Source organism: Leifsonia sp. 21MFCrub1.1 (assembly GCF_900107895.1).
GTDB classification, from domain to species: domain Bacteria; phylum Actinomycetota; class Actinomycetes; order Actinomycetales; family Microbacteriaceae; genus Leifsonia; species Leifsonia soli.
The window spans coordinates 176,240-191,197 of sequence record NZ_LT629867.1 but is presented as its reverse complement, the minus strand read 5'-3'; the positions used below and the strand labels follow the sequence as shown (position 1 = coordinate 191,197).

The following is a 14,958-nucleotide window of genomic DNA, read 5'->3' as shown; positions in this document are numbered from 1 at the left end:
TACCCGTCGCCGCCGCGACGAGCACACGCGTCAGAACGACGCCGCGTGCTCGAAGTGCAGCTGGAGCGGCTCGACAGGCACATCGAGGTTCGCTCCGCCGCGGTACCGGGCGCCGATGTGACGTTCGGGGAGGTGGGAGCGACCCGCGCCGAACAGGCGCTCGCGCAGCGTGCCCGATGAGGAGCCCTCGTCGGGCAGGCGGCCACGACGGCGCAGCTCGGGCACCACCAGCTCGGCGAAGTCGCGGGCCGTGTCGAAGGAGTGGTACTGCCGCAGGTTGATGCCGTCCAGCCCGTCCTCGTCCAGCCAGCGCTCGATCTCGTCGGCGACGGTCTTCGGGTCGCCGACCACGAGGAACCGCTCGTCGCGGCCCACCTTGATGAAGTCGAGCGCCTGGCCGACCGTGCTGTCGAGCGGAAGGTACGGCACCTTCGAGGCCGGGAAGTCGGCGCGCGCCAGCGCCTCCCGCACGGTGATGTCGCGCGGGAACGCGGTCAGGTCGACCGGCAGGCTACTGTGCGCGAGGATGCCGTCGAGGCTCGCCCGCTCCCGGTACAGCCGCCACTTGTCCTCGGCCTCCTCCTGCGTCCGTCCGACGATGACTCCGGCCATCGCGATGAAGCGGATGTCGTCGCGCTCGCGCCCGTGCCGCACGGCCGCCTCGCGCATCCCGTCGGCATTGCGCCGGAACTCCTCGCTGGTGCGGCCGCCGGTGAAGACGACCTCGGCGTGACGCCCGGCGAACTCGATGCCCGCCGGCGATCCGGTCGCCTGGAACAGCGTCGGCGTCCGCTGCACCGACGGGTGGACGATGTGCGGCCCGGCGACGCGGAACCGCTCGCCGACGTGGTCGATGTACCGCACCTTCGACGGGTCGGTGAACACCCCGGCCGCCCGGTCGGCGACGACGGCGTCGTCATCCCACGAGCCCTCCCACAGCTTGTAGAGCACGTCGAGGTACTCGTCGGCGTACCGGTAGCGCTCGTCGTGCGGCACCTCGCCGTCGAGGCCGAAGTTGCGCGCGGCGTTCGGGAGGTAGGACGTGACGATGTTCCAGCCGATGCGACCCTTGGTCAGGTGGTCGAGCGTCGACATCCGGCGGGCGAACGCGAACGGCGGTTCGTAGGTGGTCGAGAAGGTCACGCCGAAGCCGAGCCGCTCGGTCACCGCAGCCATCGCCGGGACGAGCAGCAGCGGGTCGAGGTTCGGGCTCTGCAGCCCCTCGCGCAGCGCCGTCTCCGGGCCGCCGCGGAACACGTCGTACGCGCCGATCACGTCCGCGAGGAAGATGCCGTCGAAGCCGCCGTGCTCGAGCAGTTGCGCCAGCTCCAGCCAGTAGTCGAGGTCGGCGAACCGCTCCCGGTTGTTGCCCGGCAGCGTCCACAGGCCGTGCGTGATGTGGCTCACGCAGGCCATCTCGAACAGGTTCACGAAGAGCTGCTTCGGTTCGCTCATGCGGCGGTCTCGCTTTCAGGGGTGGCGGCGGCTCGCGCGGCCGGGTCGAACTCCGGGATGGCGGCGATCAGGGCACGAGTGTACGGGTGCGCGGGCCGTTCGAAGACATCATCCGGCGACCCCTCCTCCACCACCACCCCGTCCTTCATGACGAGGACGCGGTCGCTGAGATGGCTGATGACGCCGAGGTCGTGCGAGATGAACAGGTAGGCGACGCCCGACTCGCGCTGCAACTCGGCGAGCAGGTCGAGGATCTGGGCCTGGATGGTGACGTCGAGCGCCGAGACGGCCTCGTCCAGCACGATCACGTCCGGACGGGGCGCGAGCGCGCGGGCGATGGCCACGCGCTGGCGCATCCCGCCCGACAGCTTGAGCGGGAAGCGCGGGAGCACGCTCGCGGGCAGGCCGACCTGCTGCAGCAGTTCGAGCACCCGTTCGCGCCGCTCCCCGGCCGAGGCGAACCGTTCCGAGCGCAGGGCGTCGAGCAGGATGCGCTCCACGTTCCAGCGCGGATCGAACGAGCTCAGCGGGTCCTGGTAGACCACGGCGATGCGGCTGCGCAGACCGCGCCGCCTGCTCTCCGCGAGCGGCGCCCAGGGCTGACCGAGCAGCCGCACGGCGCCGCCGTCGAGCGACTCCAGCCCGAGAGCGAGGCGTGCGGTCGTGCTCTTGCCCGATCCGGACTCCCCGACGATGCCGAGGGTCTCCCCGGCCCGGAGCGAGAACGAGACCCGGTCGACCGCCGTGGTGACCGTCCCGTCGGAGGTGTGGAAGCGCTTCACGAGCTCGGTCGCCTCCAGCACGACCGCCCCGGCCGGCGGCTTGGCCGGCACCGGTGCGGCCCCCGGCGTGAGGGCGTGGCCGCGGGTCGCCTCGCCCGGCACGGCGGCGATCAGGGCACGTGTGTACTCATGGGAGGGCGCGCCGAGCACCTGGTCCGCCCGGCCCTGCTCCAGCACGTCGCCCCCGCGCATCACCAGGATGTGGTCGGCGAGCCGGGCGACGACCGACAGGTCGTGGCTGATCAGGATCACGGAGGCGCCGCGCTCTTTCATCCGCTCCAGCTGGTCGAGCACCTGCGCCTGCACGGTCACGTCGAGCGCCGTCGTGGGTTCGTCGGCGATCACGATGTCGGGATCGAGCGCGATGGCGGACGCGATCAGCGCGCGCTGCCGCAGACCGCCCGAGAGCTGGTCGGGCCGCTGCTTGGCACGGACGGCCGGGAACGGCACTCCCACCCGCGTGAGCAGGTCGAGCACGCGCTCCCGCCGCGCCCGGCGGCCGCCCCAGCCGTGCAGCCGGAGCGCCTCCTCGATCTCGCGCCCGACCGCGCGCAACGGGTCGAGCGACACCAGCGCATCCTGCAGCACGAACCCGATGTCGCGGCCGCGGATGCGCTTCCACTCCCGCGGCCCGAAGGCGCGGACGTCCTCGTGGTGGATGGTCAGCTCGTCCGCCTCGACGACCGCCGACCGGCCCGCGAGGCCGACCAGGGAGCGGGCCGTCACCGACTTGCCCGAGCCGGACTCGCCGACGATCGCGACGCACTCGCCCGGCCGCAGGTCGAAGCTCACCCCGTGGACGACCGGCCGCAGCACGCCATCCACCCGGAACGCGGTGCGGAGGTTGCGCACCCGCAGCCGGGTCGCCGGCCAGTCCAGCTCCTCGACGATGCCGTCGGTCTCCGTGCTGTCGTGCTCGACGATGCTCACGACCGCTCTCCCTTCTCCAGGCGCGCCTGGATGTGCCGTCCGATGGTCGTCGCGGCGAGCGCCACGGCGACGATCACGAGTCCGGGGATGACGACGAGCCACCACGCCGTCGTCAGGTACTGCCGCCCCGCATCCAGCAGTGCGCCCCACTCCGAGGCGGGCGGGGCGACGCCGAGGCCGAGGAACGAGAGGCTCGACGCCCAGACGATCGACTGCCCGATCGACAGTGCGAACACCGCGACGAGCGGCCGCAGCGCGTTCGGCAGGATGTGCGCACGCAGGATGCGCCACCGCGAATGGCCGAGCGCGGTCGCCGCCTCGACGTATCCCGATTCGCGCGCTCCGAGGATCTGCCCGCGGATCATCCGGGCGTACCCCGGCGCGGTGCCGATGCCGACTGCGAAGACCTGCGTCGCGGCGCTCGGCCCGGCGATCGCGATCAGCAGCAGGGCGAGCAGCAGGGCGGGGAAGGCGAACAGGATCTCCACGAACCGGTCGATCACCACGGCCACCGGCTTCACGCCGAGGGCCGCGAGCGTTCCCAGCACCAGAGCCAGGCCGACGCCGACGGCCGCGGCGCCCAGACCGATGGTCAGCGAGTCGCGGGCGCCCCAGACGACGCGGGTGTAGAGGTCGCGGCCCGACTCGTTCGTGCCGAAGGGATGCGCGAGGCTCGGCGGCTGCAGGGCCGCCTGGTAGTCGATCGCGGTGGGCAGATGCGTCGTCAGCGCCTGCGGAGCGATCACCGCGACCAGCAGGAGGACGGCGAAGGCCACGGCGGCGACGAGCCCCCACGGCGTGCGACCGAGTCGCGCGGCGAGCGTCGGGCGGACCGCGGCCGCTGTGGAGGCGGCGGTGGGGGCGGCGGCGGGAGCGGTGCTGGCGGGAGGGGTGCCGAGGGCGGTCATGTCAGCTCCAGGCGGGGATCGATGAGGGTGTAGACGACGTCCACGATGAGGTTGGCGGCCACATAGACGACCGCCACCAGGGTGACGATGCCGGTGACCACGGGGAGGTCCTGCGCGTTGACCGCGCCGACCAGCGCCGAGCCGATGCCCGGGCGCGAGAAGATCGACTCCACGATCACGGCGCCGGAGAGGGTCGCGCCGAGCGCCCAGCCCGACAGGGTCACGGCGGGGATGATGGCGTGCCGGAGCACGTGACGCAGCCGGATGCCCCACTCGCCCATCCCGCGCATCCGTGCCGACAGCACGAACGGCTGATCGAGCGAGCGCTCGAATTCGGTGCGGACGCTCTGCGCCATGAACCCGGCGAGCGGGATGGCCAGCGTCAGCGCGGGCAGCACGATCCCCGCGGGCGACGAGCCGCTGATGATCGGGAACCAGTGCAGCCCGAGGCCGAACACCAGGAGCAGGATGATGCCGAGCCAGTAGGCGGGGAGCCCGGCCGTCACCACATCCACCGTCGACCCGAAGCCCGACAGCCGGGGCCCGCGTCCGGCGGTCAGCGTGACCCAGACCACCATGATCAGCCACGCGAACGCGATGGCGGTCAGCGAGAGCGTGAGCGTGCTGCCCAGCTGCTCGCCGATCACGGCGGTGACGGGCCGGTACTGCAGGTACGACGTGCCGAAGTCGCCGGCCACCAGGCCGCGGAGGTAGTCGAGGTACTGCACGATCACGGGCTTCGTGAGCCCGTACTGCTGGTTGATCTGCGCCAGCTCCTCCGGGGTCCGGGCCTGCGCCTGGCCTGCGCGGATGTTGAGGATGGTCGTCGCGCGGTCGCCGGGCAGCGCCAGCTGCGCGAAGAAGGCGACGGTCGCAGCCCCCCACAGCACCACGAGTGCGGCGCCGACCTTGCGCAGCAGGGTGATCGCGACCGCGCGGCCCCGGCGGGGCCGGATCGCGTTCTGCGCGATCGGCCCCGCCGCGGCGCCCTGCTCCGGCGCGGCGGTCAGCTCACTTGACGAAGTAGGCGTCATAGAACGTCGGTCCTCCCTGTGCGTGCTCCTGCCACACCCCGCGGAGCTTCGGTGCGACGGCGAGCGTGCTCAGCCGGTCGTAGACGCCGATCGAGAGCGCGTGCTCGGCGATGTAGTCCTGCGCCTTCTCGTAGGCGGGGTTCTGCGCCTCCACCGTCGGGGCCGAGTTGCCGTCGAGGATGTACTGCTCGAGCGTCGGGTCGTTGTAGAACGCGGCGTTGGAGTAGTTGGGGTGGTCCGGGGTGGACGGGCGCCAGTTGATGTAGAGGATGCCCGCGGTGACGGCCGTCCAGTAGCCGGCGGCCAGGTCGTGGGTGTCGGGTCCGGCGTACTTCCCGGAGAAGAACTCGCTCTGCGGAACCGGGACGAGCTTCACGTCGAAGCCGACTTTCGCCGCCTGCTCCTTGACCCCCTGGAGGATGGCCGCGCCGTCCGCGTTGATGATCGAGCCGGCGCCGTACGGCAGCGAGACGGTGAGCTTCGCGCCGTCCTTCTCCCGGACGCCGCTGTCGCCCTGACGGGTCCATCCGGCGGAGTCGAGGAGCGCGTCGGCCTTTTTGAGGTCCTGGCTGTACCAGCCCGCCGCCTTCTCGCTGTAGCCGGGCGTCGCCTGGCTGACGCCGCCGTTGCCCTCGAACGGGATGACTCCCCGGCCGATGGTGTCGACGATCTGCTTGCGGTCGAGGCTGTACGCGAACGCCTGGCGCACCTTCTCGTCGGTGAACGGACCCTGCTGCGTGTTGAACGAGATCTGCTGCGGCCGGCCGGGGGTCACATACTTCTCCAGCTGATAGCCGCCGGACTTCAGCGTGTTCCACTGGACAGCGGGGACGTCGTAGATCGCATTCACCTGTCCGCCCTGCAGGGCGGCGACGCGGGTAGTCGGGTCGGCGACGAACTTCCAGTCGATCTCGTCGACGTAGGCCGGGCCGGTGTGCTTCGCGTTCGCCGGCGGCGACGTGTAGTTCTTGTTCTTCTTCAGGATGATGTCCTGACCGCGGTTCCACCTGTCGACGATGAACGCGCCCGACCCGATCGGGGCCTCGCAGTTCTGCTCCTTGCTGCGGGTCTCCAGCGCGTGCTGCGACTGGATGCCGAAGTAGCCCTGGGTCAGGTTGTCGGCCAGCCGCGGGTAGGGGCGGGAGAGGTCGATCTGGAGGGTCGTGTCGTCGACGGCCTTCGCATCCTTGTAGTAGCCGTCGAGCCAGACCTTCGCGGTGCTGTTGCCGCCCTGCACCCAGTAGTCGAAGTTGTAGGCGACGGCCGCGGCGGTCAGCGGCGTCCCGTCGGTGAACGTCACGCCCTTCTTCAGGTCGAAGGTCCAGGTGAGACCGTCGTCGGACTGCTTCCACGAGGTCGCGAGCCACGGGACCACCTTGTGGTCCTCATCCAGCGAGGTCAGGTTGTCGAGCACCTGGTACGAGAGGTAGGCCTGCTCGATCCAGCCGCCGAACACGCAGGCCGGCTCCTGCTGGTGGGCGTAGACGATGGTGCCGCCGGCGACCTTCGTGCCGGAGCCTGCTGCGGCGTCGGAACCGGAGGCGCAGGCGGACAGCGCCAGCGCGCCGGTCAGGACGACGGCGGCGGCGCCGAGGGAACGGGGGGAACGGGAACGCATGAGGACTCCTCTGGCATCGGGGATGCGCATCAGGATGCGGGAGTCCGCAAGCGCCGTCGATGCCGCGTGTCCTTCTGTTTCACCGCCGTCACAGGGCGTCACGCACGCTTCCGCGCGGGCCTCTGCGGCGTTATGCGTGCGCGCGCGTCAGGGCAACAGGAGCGATCAGTGCCACAGGAGCGATCAGTGCGACAGGAACGACTTGAGCAGGATGACGACGACGCCGAACAGGCCCGTCACCACCGCCCCGACCAGGCACGCCCACACACCCCGCCCGCGCACATGGAAGACCAGGAAGCCGAGCAGGGCCAGCAGCAGGACGCACAGCCACAGCGCCAGCGAGACGCCGAGGTCGGCGGGGAGGATGCGCAGAGAGGCCAGGAGCAGCGGGATGCTCGGGATGACCGCGGCCTCCAGCATCCCGCTCGACTCGAACAGGGCGTGCCGCAGCGAGTCGCGCATCCGGTCGCTCAGCCGGTCGGCGTCGCCATGGAACCCGAGCGCGTCGGAGTACACGTGCGCCAGCCAGAACACCACGATGCTGACCAGGCTGAACACGAGGATCTGCACGGCCGAGCCGCTGTCCTCGTTGTCGACCGCCGTCGCCGCGATCACGCTCGCGTAGACGATGGTCCCGTAGATCGCGGCAGGCGTTCCCCAGTGCCGCCAGAGCGCGCGGTGGACCCGGACGTCGTCGCGCTCGACCGGCGGGTTGAGGTCCATGGATCCCATGGCACCCATTGTGTCCGACGCGGGCGCTGTGCGCCCCTGTGGATCGTGCCGGGACGGTGCGGCGTGGCGGGGATCAGGTCCCGCCGCTGAGCGGACAGGCCCGGAGCTCGCCGTCCGCCGAGACGACGATGCCATCCGGCAGGTCGAACCCGCCGGGCGCGTAGATCACACCGCCGCCGATCGTTCGTCCCCGGGGCTCGAGCCCCTTCAGAGCGTCCGGGCCGACGTCGTCCCTTCTCGGGTCGTCGCCGCAGGTGAAGTTGCGGTCGTCGTACTGCACCCGGGTCGGGATGGCCCGCGGCCACCAGTCGGCCGTCGCGGCGTGCACCTGCACGAAGACGGTCACGACGCCCCCGATCGCGACGCAGCAGGCCAGTACGATCAGCACCGCCGGCCAGCGTCGGCGAACGCGACGCCCGTTCACCGGTCCGTTCCGCGTGGCACCTGGCGCACCCAGGTCGAGAGGACGGCCCCGCCGGGCTTCGGGGTGTCGATGAACCCGTTGAGGTTCGCCTCGAACTCGTCGCCGCCCGGCACGCCGGCCCGCACCCAGGTCCCGCCGGAGCACGACGCGCCCGACCGCTCCGGCGTGCCGTCGGTATAGGCGAGACAGACGCCGAACGGATGCGTGCCGCGCAGGAGGTAGAGGTCCCAGCCGTCGGCGCTGCCCTGGTACCGCGAGGTCGACAGGTCGCCGCCGTCGACCCGGGGGATGAGGTCGGTGGGCACCCGATCCTGCGCGGTGCGCTCGCCGTCGAACGGGGACGGCGGTGACACGCACCCGCTCAGCCCCATCGCGACCACCGCCGTCATCGCCGCCGCGCACATCCACCGTCGCATCGCTTACCCCCCGACGGCACGCTAGCAGCAGCGCGCGCCGCGGCCCAGAGCCGTCGGCGGTCGCGGAAAGGGAGGTGATCCCGGGCGGCGCGCGGCGGAGTGGCGGGGAAGGGAGGGGGCTCGCCGCGCGGGCAGCGGGATGTCCTCCGTTTCTGTTGCAGGCAGTGGGCGGGGACGGGCCTGGCCCGGCGGGGCGGGCACGGCTACCGTGGCGGGCATGAGCCCGTCGAAGAAGTCCGAGACGTTCCTCGAGGTGGCGGGGCACGAGGTCCGCATCTCGAGCCCCGACAAGGTCGTCTTCCCCGAGCCGGGACTGACGAAGCTCGACCTCGCGCGCTACTACGTCGCGGTCGCGGACGGCGCGCTGCGCGGAGCCGGCGGCCGGCCGATGGTGCTGAAGCGGTTCGTGAAGGGGCTGTCGCAGGAGCCGTTCTTCCAGAAGCGGGTGCCGGAGGGCCACCCCGACTTCATCGACACGGCGACACTGCACTACGCCAGCGGGACGTCCGCCGAGGAGGCCGTGGTGCGGGATGCGGCCGGGCTCGCGTGGGTGTCCAACCTGGGGTGCCTCGACCTCAACCCGCATGCGGTCCGCGCGGAGGACCTCGAGCATCCCGACGAGCTGCGCGTCGACCTGGACCCGATGCCCGGGGTCGACTGGTCGCAGATCGTCGATGTCGCCCTCGTCGCCCGCGAGGTGCTGGACGACAACGGGCTGGTCGGCTGGCCGAAGACGAGCGGGTCGCGCGGCCTGCACATCCTGGTCCGCATCGCTCCGACGTGGGGGTTCGCGGACGTCCGGCTCGCCGCCGAGACGCTGGCGCGCGAGGTCGAGAACCGCGCCCCTGGGCTCGCCACGGCCCGCTGGTGGAAGGAGGAGCGCGGCGAGAGCGTCTTCGTCGATTTCAACCAGAACGCGAAAGATCGCACGGTGGCCTCCGCGTACTCCATCCGGCCGCTCCCCGACGCGCGGGTCTCCACCCCGCTGGACTGGGACGAGGTGCGCGAACGGCGCCCCGAGGAGTTCACCGTCCGGACCGTGCTCGACCGCTTCGCGGAGCGCGGCGACCCCCACGACGGCATCGACGAGGCCATCGGATCGTTGGGCTCCCTCCTCGCCCTCGCGCGGACGCTGGGGCCGGCGGAGAAGCCCCCGCGGAGCGGTGACGGCGCCGGCCGGCGCGTGTCGCAGATGCCCCTCATCGAGGTCGCCCGCACGAAGACGAAGCCCGAGGCGCTCGACGCTCTCGAGCAGTGGAAGGCCGCCCACCGGGATGTCGCGGCCCGCCTGCACCCGGCGGACGAGCTGGTCGACGGGATGCGCGGCTCCAGCTCGCTCTGGTACCGCGTCCGGGTGAACCTGCAGCACGTCCCCGAGCCCGAGCGCCCGGCGCAGGAGCCCCTGATCGCCGACTACGACCCGTGGGCGGGCCGGCAGTGGCCCGGCCGCGGGTGACCGCTCACGACCGAGGCTGTTCGCCGGACCGCGCAGGTTCGGGCTGACGCGCATCCGAGGCGGACCCGCCCGACGCTTCCCGGCCGATGGAGCGGAGGCTGCGGTCGAGCGCGGTGATGAGCAGGAACACCGCGGAGATGCCGACGACGACCCAGCCCAGCACGTGCAGGCCGCCGGTGCTGGCGTGGGCTCCGTAGACGTTGCCGTAGACGACGGAGGCGACGATCGCACCGAGGTAGAAGAAGGTGCGGAGCAGACCGGCGGAGGACGCGATCCGCTCCGGCTCGGCCTGGTGGTACAGCGTGTTCTGGATCGCGAGGTTGTTGAGGCCTTGCGGGATGCCGAGCACGAGCATGGTGACGACGAGGAACCAGATGGGCGTCGTGCCGCCCATGAACAGCACGAGGATGCCGGCCGCGAGCTGAGCGATCGACCCGATGAGGAGCTTCCAGAGCACCTCCGGGCGACGGCCGAACGCGAGCGCCACGCCGATCCCCGCGGCGAACACCGGCAGCAGCACGAGGCCCGCCGCGGTCGGGCTCAGCGCCCTCCCCTCCTCCAGCCACTGGGTGAACCCGTAGACGAAGGTGTACGAGATCGTCGCGGTGAGGAGCGAGCGCGTGTACGTGAGCAGCAGCGGCCCGTTGCCGCCGAGCACCCGCAGGTCGATGAACGGCGCCTCCACCCGGAGCTCCCACCAGACCAGGGCGGCACCCGCGACCAGCGCGACCGCCAGCATCCAGAGGGTCGCCACCGCGATGTTCTGCAGGAAGACCAGCAGCGCCAGCATCGTGACAGCGAAGAACAGGATGCCGAGACCGTCGATGCGCGGCCGCTGGTCGCGCGGCGGCTCCAGGCCGGTCGTGCGGGGCAGCAGGATCCAGCCGAGGATGACGCTGGCGACCCCCAGCGGGAGGTTCACGGCGAACGTCGCACGCCACCCCCACGCTCCGATGAGCAGGCCGCCGAGGGTCGGGCCGATGACCGCGACCGTCTGCGTCGTCACCGAGAGGACGGTGAGGATGACGGCCGGCGATGCCACGCCCGTCCTCTGCCCCTCGGCGCGGATCATGTGCATCGCCGCCGGATAGCCGGCGCAGGTGCCGAGGCCCAGCACGACCCGCGCGGCGACGAGCCACCAGATGCTGTCGTGCGACGCCGGGATGACCAGGCCGATCGCGCCGGCGACCGCGACCAGGGCACCTCCCGCGAGGAACAGCCGCTTCACCCCGTAGATGTCGACCAGCCGGCCGACCAGGGGCTGGCCGATGGCGGTGGCGAGGTAGAGGGCGGAGACCAGCCAGACCGTCTCGGACGCGGGCGCCCCCAGCGCGATGCCGATCGGTGCGAGTGCAACGGCGATGACGGCGGTGTTGATGGGATTGAGGACGGCGCCGAGCATCATCGGCGCGAGCAGCCGCCGATCGAAGCGGCCGGGCGGCGGAGGCTTCAGCGCCATCAGTCGAGGACCCGCTCGAGGATGGCGGTCGCCGCGGCGAGCGTGATCAGCTCGGCCTTCGAGACCTGCTGCGACAGTGCCTCGTCCAGCCAGGCCAGGCCGGCCTCCTTCTGGCCGGCGACCTGCGCCCATCCCGCCTCGGTCAGGTCGACGATCTGCCGGCGACCGTCGTTCGGGTCCTGGCTGCGGGTGACGAAGCCCATCCCCTCCAGGGCCTCGACGATCGCCGCCATCGACTGCGGGCGGACGCGCTCGGCCATCGCGAGGGCGCTCACCGTGGAGACGCCGCCCTTGCTCAGCCGGGAGAGCGCGGACGCCTGCGAGGGGGTGATCGCGTCGGCCGTCGCCTCACGCAGCTTGCGGAGCAGCCGCGCGAGGACGGCCCGGAGGTCGACGGCGATCTGCTGGGGTGTCACATCGGGTTGCCCGGAAGTCATATCGACAGTCTAGACTGCACAGTTGTACCTGTCTAGATTCGAGAGGACCCCGATGACCACCGCCCTGCTGCTGATGGACTTCCAGAACGGCATCGCCGGCCGCCCCGGATTCGAGCCGACGGTCGAGGCCGCCGCCCGCGCGCTCACCGCCGCGCGCGACCACGGCATCCCGCCGGTCTTCGTCCGCGTCGCCTTCCGCCCCGGCTACCCGGAGGTCGCCGCCTCCAACCTCGCCTTCGGCGGGCGCGCGGCGGCCGCCGGCGACGCCATGCTGGTCGACCGTCCCGGCACCCAGATCATCGACGACCTCGCGCCGCGCGGCGAGGAGCCGGTCGTGGTGAAGAAGCGCGTCTCCGCCTTCGCGGGCAGCGACCTGGACGTGCTGCTGCGCGGCCTCCGCGCCGACGAGCTCGTGCTGACCGGCATCGCGACCGGCGGCGTCGTGCTCTCCACCATCCGCCAGGCCGCCGACCTCGACTTCCGGCTCACCGTCCTCTCCGACGCGTGCGGCGACCCCGACCCGGAGGTGCACCGCGTGCTCACCGAGAAGATCTTCCCCCGCCAGGCCGCCGTCACGACCGTCGACGAGTGGGCCGCGGCGCTCTGACCCTGTCGCCGCACATGCGGCACGATGGGGGGATGACGACCGCACGCGTGATCTCGGTGAGCAGCGACGGCTCGCACCGCTTCTCGAAGCCGACCCGGGAGTCCATCACGCTGGTGGCCGGGCTCGGCGTCGAAGGGGATGCGCACTTCGGCGCGACGGTCCAGCACCTCTCCCGCGTACGGCGCGACCCGACGCAGCCGAACCTGCGCCAGGTCCACCTGATCCACCGCGAGCTGTTCGACGAGGTGACGGCCGACCTCGCGCCCGGGCAGCTCGGCGAGAACGTCACGACCGACGGGCTCGATCTGCTCGGGCTCCCGCGCGGCACGCGCCTGCGCCTCGGCGAGGAGGCCGTCATCGAGCTGACCGGCCTGCGCAACCCGTGCGTCCAGATCGACCGGTTCGAGCCCGGCCTGCTCAAGCAGGTCGTCGGCACGGACGCCGACGGCGCCACCGTCCGCAAGGCGGGCGTGATGGCCGTCGTCGTCACCGGCGGCGTGGTGCGGCCGGGCGACCCGATCGAGGTGCGACTCCCGGCGGAGCCGTTCTCCGCGCTCGCTCCGGTCTGAGCCTGCCGGCCGGTCAGCTCGTCGCTGCGCGAACCACCAGATCGAGCACGACCGGATCCCAGGTGAGCGCCGCCTCCCACTCCAGTCCGGCGGCGTCCGCGAAGAAGATGCTGTGCACATCCGGCCGGAGCACCCGGTCGACATGAGGCAGCACGCCCTCCGGCACATCGACCGCCGAGGCGCTGCGGGTCGCCACCAGCCCGTCGTGCGGCCAGAGGCTCTCGGGCTCGGCGAACTCCGCGAACCGGTCGCCCGCGACCACGGTCACCGGGATGCCGTCGAGCACGCCCGCCTGGCGCGCGTTCCATCCCTCGACCCCGGTCAGGTAGCCGATCGCGACCTCGTCGGCCGCCCCCTGCGAGTTGTCGCGGGCGAACTGCGCCGACCGGGTCAGCACCTCGGTGGTGAAGGCGTCGCCGTGCGCGTCCTCGAGGGTGATGGCCCCGGTCACGTAGTCGCCGAGGAGCGAGCCGGTCCACGGCGTTCCGAGTGTGATCAGGCCGCGTGGAGCGATCGGCACCTCACCCTCGTGGAGCTGCCGCACAGCGGACCGGCAGAACAGACCGCCCATCGAGTGCCCGACCAGCAGCACGTCCGTCATCCCGTACTCGTCGGCGAGGTGGCCGAGGAACCGGCACAGCGACGCACCCGCGTCGTCGATCGAGCCGACGGCGTTGATGGTCCACTCCGCCGGGAGGACGGTCGGCACGTCGCCGAAGCCCTGCCAGCCCGGGTCCTCCGTGACGGCGCCCTGGCCGATGCCGGCCGGGGCCGTGAAGACGCGGACGCCCGCGTCCAGCAGCGCCTGCCGCAGCGCGGTCAGGGAGTTCCCGGCGGCCAGCCCGGACCGGGCGGCCAGCTCGGGCGTCGTGAACGGCGACACGGCGGCCCCACCCGAGACCAGCACCACATCGGTCATACCGAATCCTTCCGACGGCAGACCGGAGCCACCTCCGGCGCGACGACAGCCTAGCCGCCGGGGCCGACCCGGAAGCGGAGCTACGCCGCCGACCGTGCGGCGAAGGGACGCCGGCGGAGCGCCGCGTCCGCGACCTCCGGACCGCGGTAGACCATGTCCATCGCCCCGATGCTCTCGCCGGGAGGCACGATCGCGTCGATCCGGTCCAGGACCTCGTCGGACAGCGAGACGTCCACGCCGGCGAGGGTGTCCTCCAGCTGCTCCATCGTGCGCGGTCCGGCGATCGCCGAGGTGACGCCGGGATGCGCGATCACGAAGGCCATCGCCAGGTGGGTGAGCTTCACGCCCACCTCGTCGGAGAGGTCGATGAGCTGCTCGACGGCCGCGAGCCGGCGCTCGTCGCGGAAGTGCCGCATCCCCGTGCGCGTCGAGCGGAAGTTGTCGTTCTCGCCGCCCGCCCGGTAGCGGCCGGTGAGGGTGCCGCCGGCGAGCGGGCTGTAGACGAGCGTCCCCATGCCGTAGCGCTGGGCGACCGGGAGGATCTCGCGCTCGATCTCGCGGTCGAGGATGGAGTAGTTCGGCTGCTCGGTGCGGAACCGCTCGAACCCGCGACGCTCCGACATCCACTGCGCCTCCACGATCTCGGAGCCGCGCATCGACGACGAGCCGATCGCCCGCACCTTCCCCTGGCGGACCAGATCGGTGAGCGCCGAGAGCGTCTCGTCGATGTCCGTGTCGGGGTCGGGCCGGTGCAGCTGGTACAGGTCGATGTGGTCCGTCCGGAGGTTCCGGAGGGACCGCTCGACGGCCTGCATGATCCAGCGGCGGGATGCGCCGCGGTGGTTGATGTCGTCGTCGACCGGACCCCAGAACTTGGTGGCGAGCACCACGTCGTCGCGGCGCCCCGCGATCGCCTCGCCGACGACCTCCTCCGAGTCGCCGTACCGGTCCGCGGTGTCGATGACGTTGATGCCGCCGTCCAGTGCCCGGTGGATGATGCGGACGCCCTCCGCGCGATCGGGGTTGCCGAGGGACCCGAGCATCATCGCGCCGAGCGCGTACGGGGTGACCTTGATGCCGGTGCGGCCGAGTGTTCGATACTGCATTGCTTCTGCTCCAGACCTGGTGTGACCGTGGCACGGCCGGCGGCCGTGCCCTACAATTCGGAGAAGCGGAACGTCACTCCGGATATCTCGAACTGTACCGGAACAC

General features: G+C 71.8%; 15 protein-coding genes. 3 read left to right on the top strand and 12 right to left on the bottom strand.

Annotated features, from left to right (window positions below; translation table 11 throughout):
• Positions 1 to 30 precede the first annotated feature (30 nt).
• From BLW09_RS00850 to BLW09_RS00815, 8 genes are all read right to left on the bottom strand, one after another.
• The gene (locus BLW09_RS00850) at positions 31 to 1,455 is read right to left on the bottom strand and encodes an NtaA/DmoA family FMN-dependent monooxygenase (protein WP_089907267.1); all 1,425 of its coding nucleotides are present in this window, start codon (positions 1,453 to 1,455) and stop codon (positions 31 to 33) included.
• On the bottom strand, positions 1,452 to 3,167 hold the full coding sequence (locus tag BLW09_RS00845) for a dipeptide ABC transporter ATP-binding protein (protein WP_231946968.1): 1,716 nt from the start codon (positions 3,165 to 3,167) through the stop codon (positions 1,452 to 1,454). The genes BLW09_RS00850 and BLW09_RS00845 overlap by 4 nt, the downstream gene beginning before the upstream one ends.
• Positions 3,164 to 4,075, bottom strand: coding sequence for an ABC transporter permease (locus BLW09_RS00840; protein ID WP_089907265.1), 912 nt, complete (start codon positions 4,073 to 4,075; stop codon positions 3,164 to 3,166). Before BLW09_RS00840 ends, BLW09_RS00845 begins: the two co-directional genes overlap by 4 nt.
• Entirely contained in the window at positions 4,072 to 5,109 is a 1,038-nt protein-coding gene (locus BLW09_RS00835) for an ABC transporter permease (RefSeq protein WP_089907263.1), read from the bottom strand. Before BLW09_RS00835 ends, BLW09_RS00840 begins: the two co-directional genes overlap by 4 nt.
• Positions 5,087 to 6,727, bottom strand: a complete 1,641-nt coding sequence (locus tag BLW09_RS00830) for an ABC transporter substrate-binding protein (protein ID WP_089907261.1) — start codon at positions 6,725 to 6,727, stop codon at positions 5,087 to 5,089. Before BLW09_RS00830 ends, BLW09_RS00835 begins: the two co-directional genes overlap by 23 nt.
• 183 nt (positions 6,728 to 6,910) lie before the next feature.
• The gene (locus tag BLW09_RS00825; RefSeq protein WP_089916491.1) at positions 6,911 to 7,459 is read right to left on the bottom strand and encodes a hypothetical protein; all 549 of its coding nucleotides are present in this window, start codon (positions 7,457 to 7,459) and stop codon (positions 6,911 to 6,913) included.
• Positions 7,460 to 7,532: 73 nt separating this feature from the next.
• Positions 7,533 to 7,847, bottom strand: a complete 315-nt coding sequence (locus BLW09_RS00820; protein WP_089916489.1) for a hypothetical protein — start codon at positions 7,845 to 7,847, stop codon at positions 7,533 to 7,535.
• 32 nt (positions 7,848 to 7,879) lie between these two features.
• Complete coding sequence (locus BLW09_RS00815) at positions 7,880 to 8,299, bottom strand: hypothetical protein (protein WP_157696869.1); 420 nt, start codon at positions 8,297 to 8,299, stop codon at positions 7,880 to 7,882.
• A 217-nt stretch (positions 8,300 to 8,516) separates the two neighbouring features.
• Here BLW09_RS00815 and ligD point away from each other — a divergent pair, with 217 nt between their 5' ends.
• Positions 8,517 to 9,755, top strand: a complete 1,239-nt coding sequence (gene ligD / locus BLW09_RS00810) for a non-homologous end-joining DNA ligase (RefSeq protein ID WP_089907258.1) — start codon at positions 8,517 to 8,519, stop codon at positions 9,753 to 9,755.
• Between the two features lie 4 nt (positions 9,756 to 9,759).
• On the opposite strand, the gene BLW09_RS00805 is transcribed toward ligD, so the two are convergent.
• Positions 9,760 to 11,214, bottom strand: coding sequence for an MFS transporter (locus tag BLW09_RS00805; protein ID WP_089907256.1), 1,455 nt, complete (start codon positions 11,212 to 11,214; stop codon positions 9,760 to 9,762).
• Complete coding sequence (locus BLW09_RS00800; protein WP_231946967.1) at positions 11,214 to 11,651, bottom strand: MarR family winged helix-turn-helix transcriptional regulator; 438 nt, start codon at positions 11,649 to 11,651, stop codon at positions 11,214 to 11,216. The genes BLW09_RS00805 and BLW09_RS00800 overlap by 1 nt, the downstream gene beginning before the upstream one ends.
• A 52-nt stretch (positions 11,652 to 11,703) precedes the next feature.
• Between BLW09_RS00800 and BLW09_RS00795 the strand changes: the two genes are divergently transcribed.
• Both BLW09_RS00795 and BLW09_RS00790 read left to right on the top strand, forming a co-directional pair.
• Positions 11,704 to 12,258 carry a cysteine hydrolase family protein gene (locus BLW09_RS00795; protein WP_089907252.1) on the top strand — a complete coding sequence of 185 codons (555 nt, stop codon included), beginning with the start codon at positions 11,704 to 11,706 and terminating at the stop codon, positions 12,256 to 12,258.
• Between the two features lie 32 nt (positions 12,259 to 12,290).
• Positions 12,291 to 12,827, top strand: a complete 537-nt coding sequence (locus BLW09_RS00790) for an MOSC domain-containing protein (RefSeq protein ID WP_089907250.1) — start codon at positions 12,291 to 12,293, stop codon at positions 12,825 to 12,827.
• A gap of 13 nt (positions 12,828 to 12,840) precedes the next feature.
• On the opposite strand, the gene BLW09_RS00785 is transcribed toward BLW09_RS00790, so the two are convergent.
• Positions 12,841 to 13,746: an esterase/lipase family protein gene (locus BLW09_RS00785; RefSeq protein ID WP_089907248.1), complete on the bottom strand. Its 906-nt coding sequence runs from the start codon at positions 13,744 to 13,746 to the stop codon at positions 12,841 to 12,843.
• An 80-nt stretch (positions 13,747 to 13,826) separates the two neighbouring features.
• Positions 13,827 to 14,852 carry an aldo/keto reductase gene (locus BLW09_RS00780; protein ID WP_089907247.1) on the bottom strand — a complete coding sequence of 342 codons (1,026 nt, stop codon included), beginning with the start codon at positions 14,850 to 14,852 and terminating at the stop codon, positions 13,827 to 13,829.
• Positions 14,853 to 14,958: the final 106 nt, after the last annotated feature.

Bases quoted from the DNA above. Each gene is read 5' to 3' on its own strand.
- BLW09_RS00850 (WP_089907267.1), bottom strand. From the start codon at position 1,455: ATGAGCGAACCGAAGCAGCTCTTCGTGAACCTGTTCGAGATGGCCTGC.
- BLW09_RS00840 (WP_089907265.1), bottom strand. From the start codon at position 4,075: ATGACCGCCCTCGGCACCCCTCCCGCCAGCACCGCTCCCGCCGCCGCC.
- BLW09_RS00835 (WP_089907263.1), bottom strand. From the start codon at position 5,109: ATGACGCCTACTTCGTCAAGTGAGCTGACCGCCGCGCCGGAGCAGGGC.
- BLW09_RS00830 (WP_089907261.1), bottom strand. From the start codon at position 6,727: ATGCGTTCCCGTTCCCCCCGTTCCCTCGGCGCCGCCGCCGTCGTCCTG.
- BLW09_RS00825 (WP_089916491.1), bottom strand. From the start codon at position 7,459: ATGGGATCCATGGACCTCAACCCGCCGGTCGAGCGCGACGACGTCCGG.
- BLW09_RS00815 (WP_157696869.1), bottom strand. From the start codon at position 8,299: ATGCGACGGTGGATGTGCGCGGCGGCGATGACGGCGGTGGTCGCGATG.
- ligD (WP_089907258.1), top strand. From the start codon at position 8,517: ATGAGCCCGTCGAAGAAGTCCGAGACGTTCCTCGAGGTGGCGGGGCAC.
- BLW09_RS00805 (WP_089907256.1), bottom strand. From the start codon at position 11,214: ATGGCGCTGAAGCCTCCGCCGCCCGGCCGCTTCGATCGGCGGCTGCTC.
- BLW09_RS00800 (WP_231946967.1), bottom strand. From the start codon at position 11,651: ATGACTTCCGGGCAACCCGATGTGACACCCCAGCAGATCGCCGTCGAC.
- BLW09_RS00795 (WP_089907252.1), top strand. From the start codon at position 11,704: ATGACCACCGCCCTGCTGCTGATGGACTTCCAGAACGGCATCGCCGGC.
- BLW09_RS00790 (WP_089907250.1), top strand. From the start codon at position 12,291: ATGACGACCGCACGCGTGATCTCGGTGAGCAGCGACGGCTCGCACCGC.
- BLW09_RS00785 (WP_089907248.1), bottom strand. From the start codon at position 13,746: ATGACCGATGTGGTGCTGGTCTCGGGTGGGGCCGCCGTGTCGCCGTTC.
- BLW09_RS00780 (WP_089907247.1), bottom strand. From the start codon at position 14,852: ATGCAGTATCGAACACTCGGCCGCACCGGCATCAAGGTCACCCCGTAC.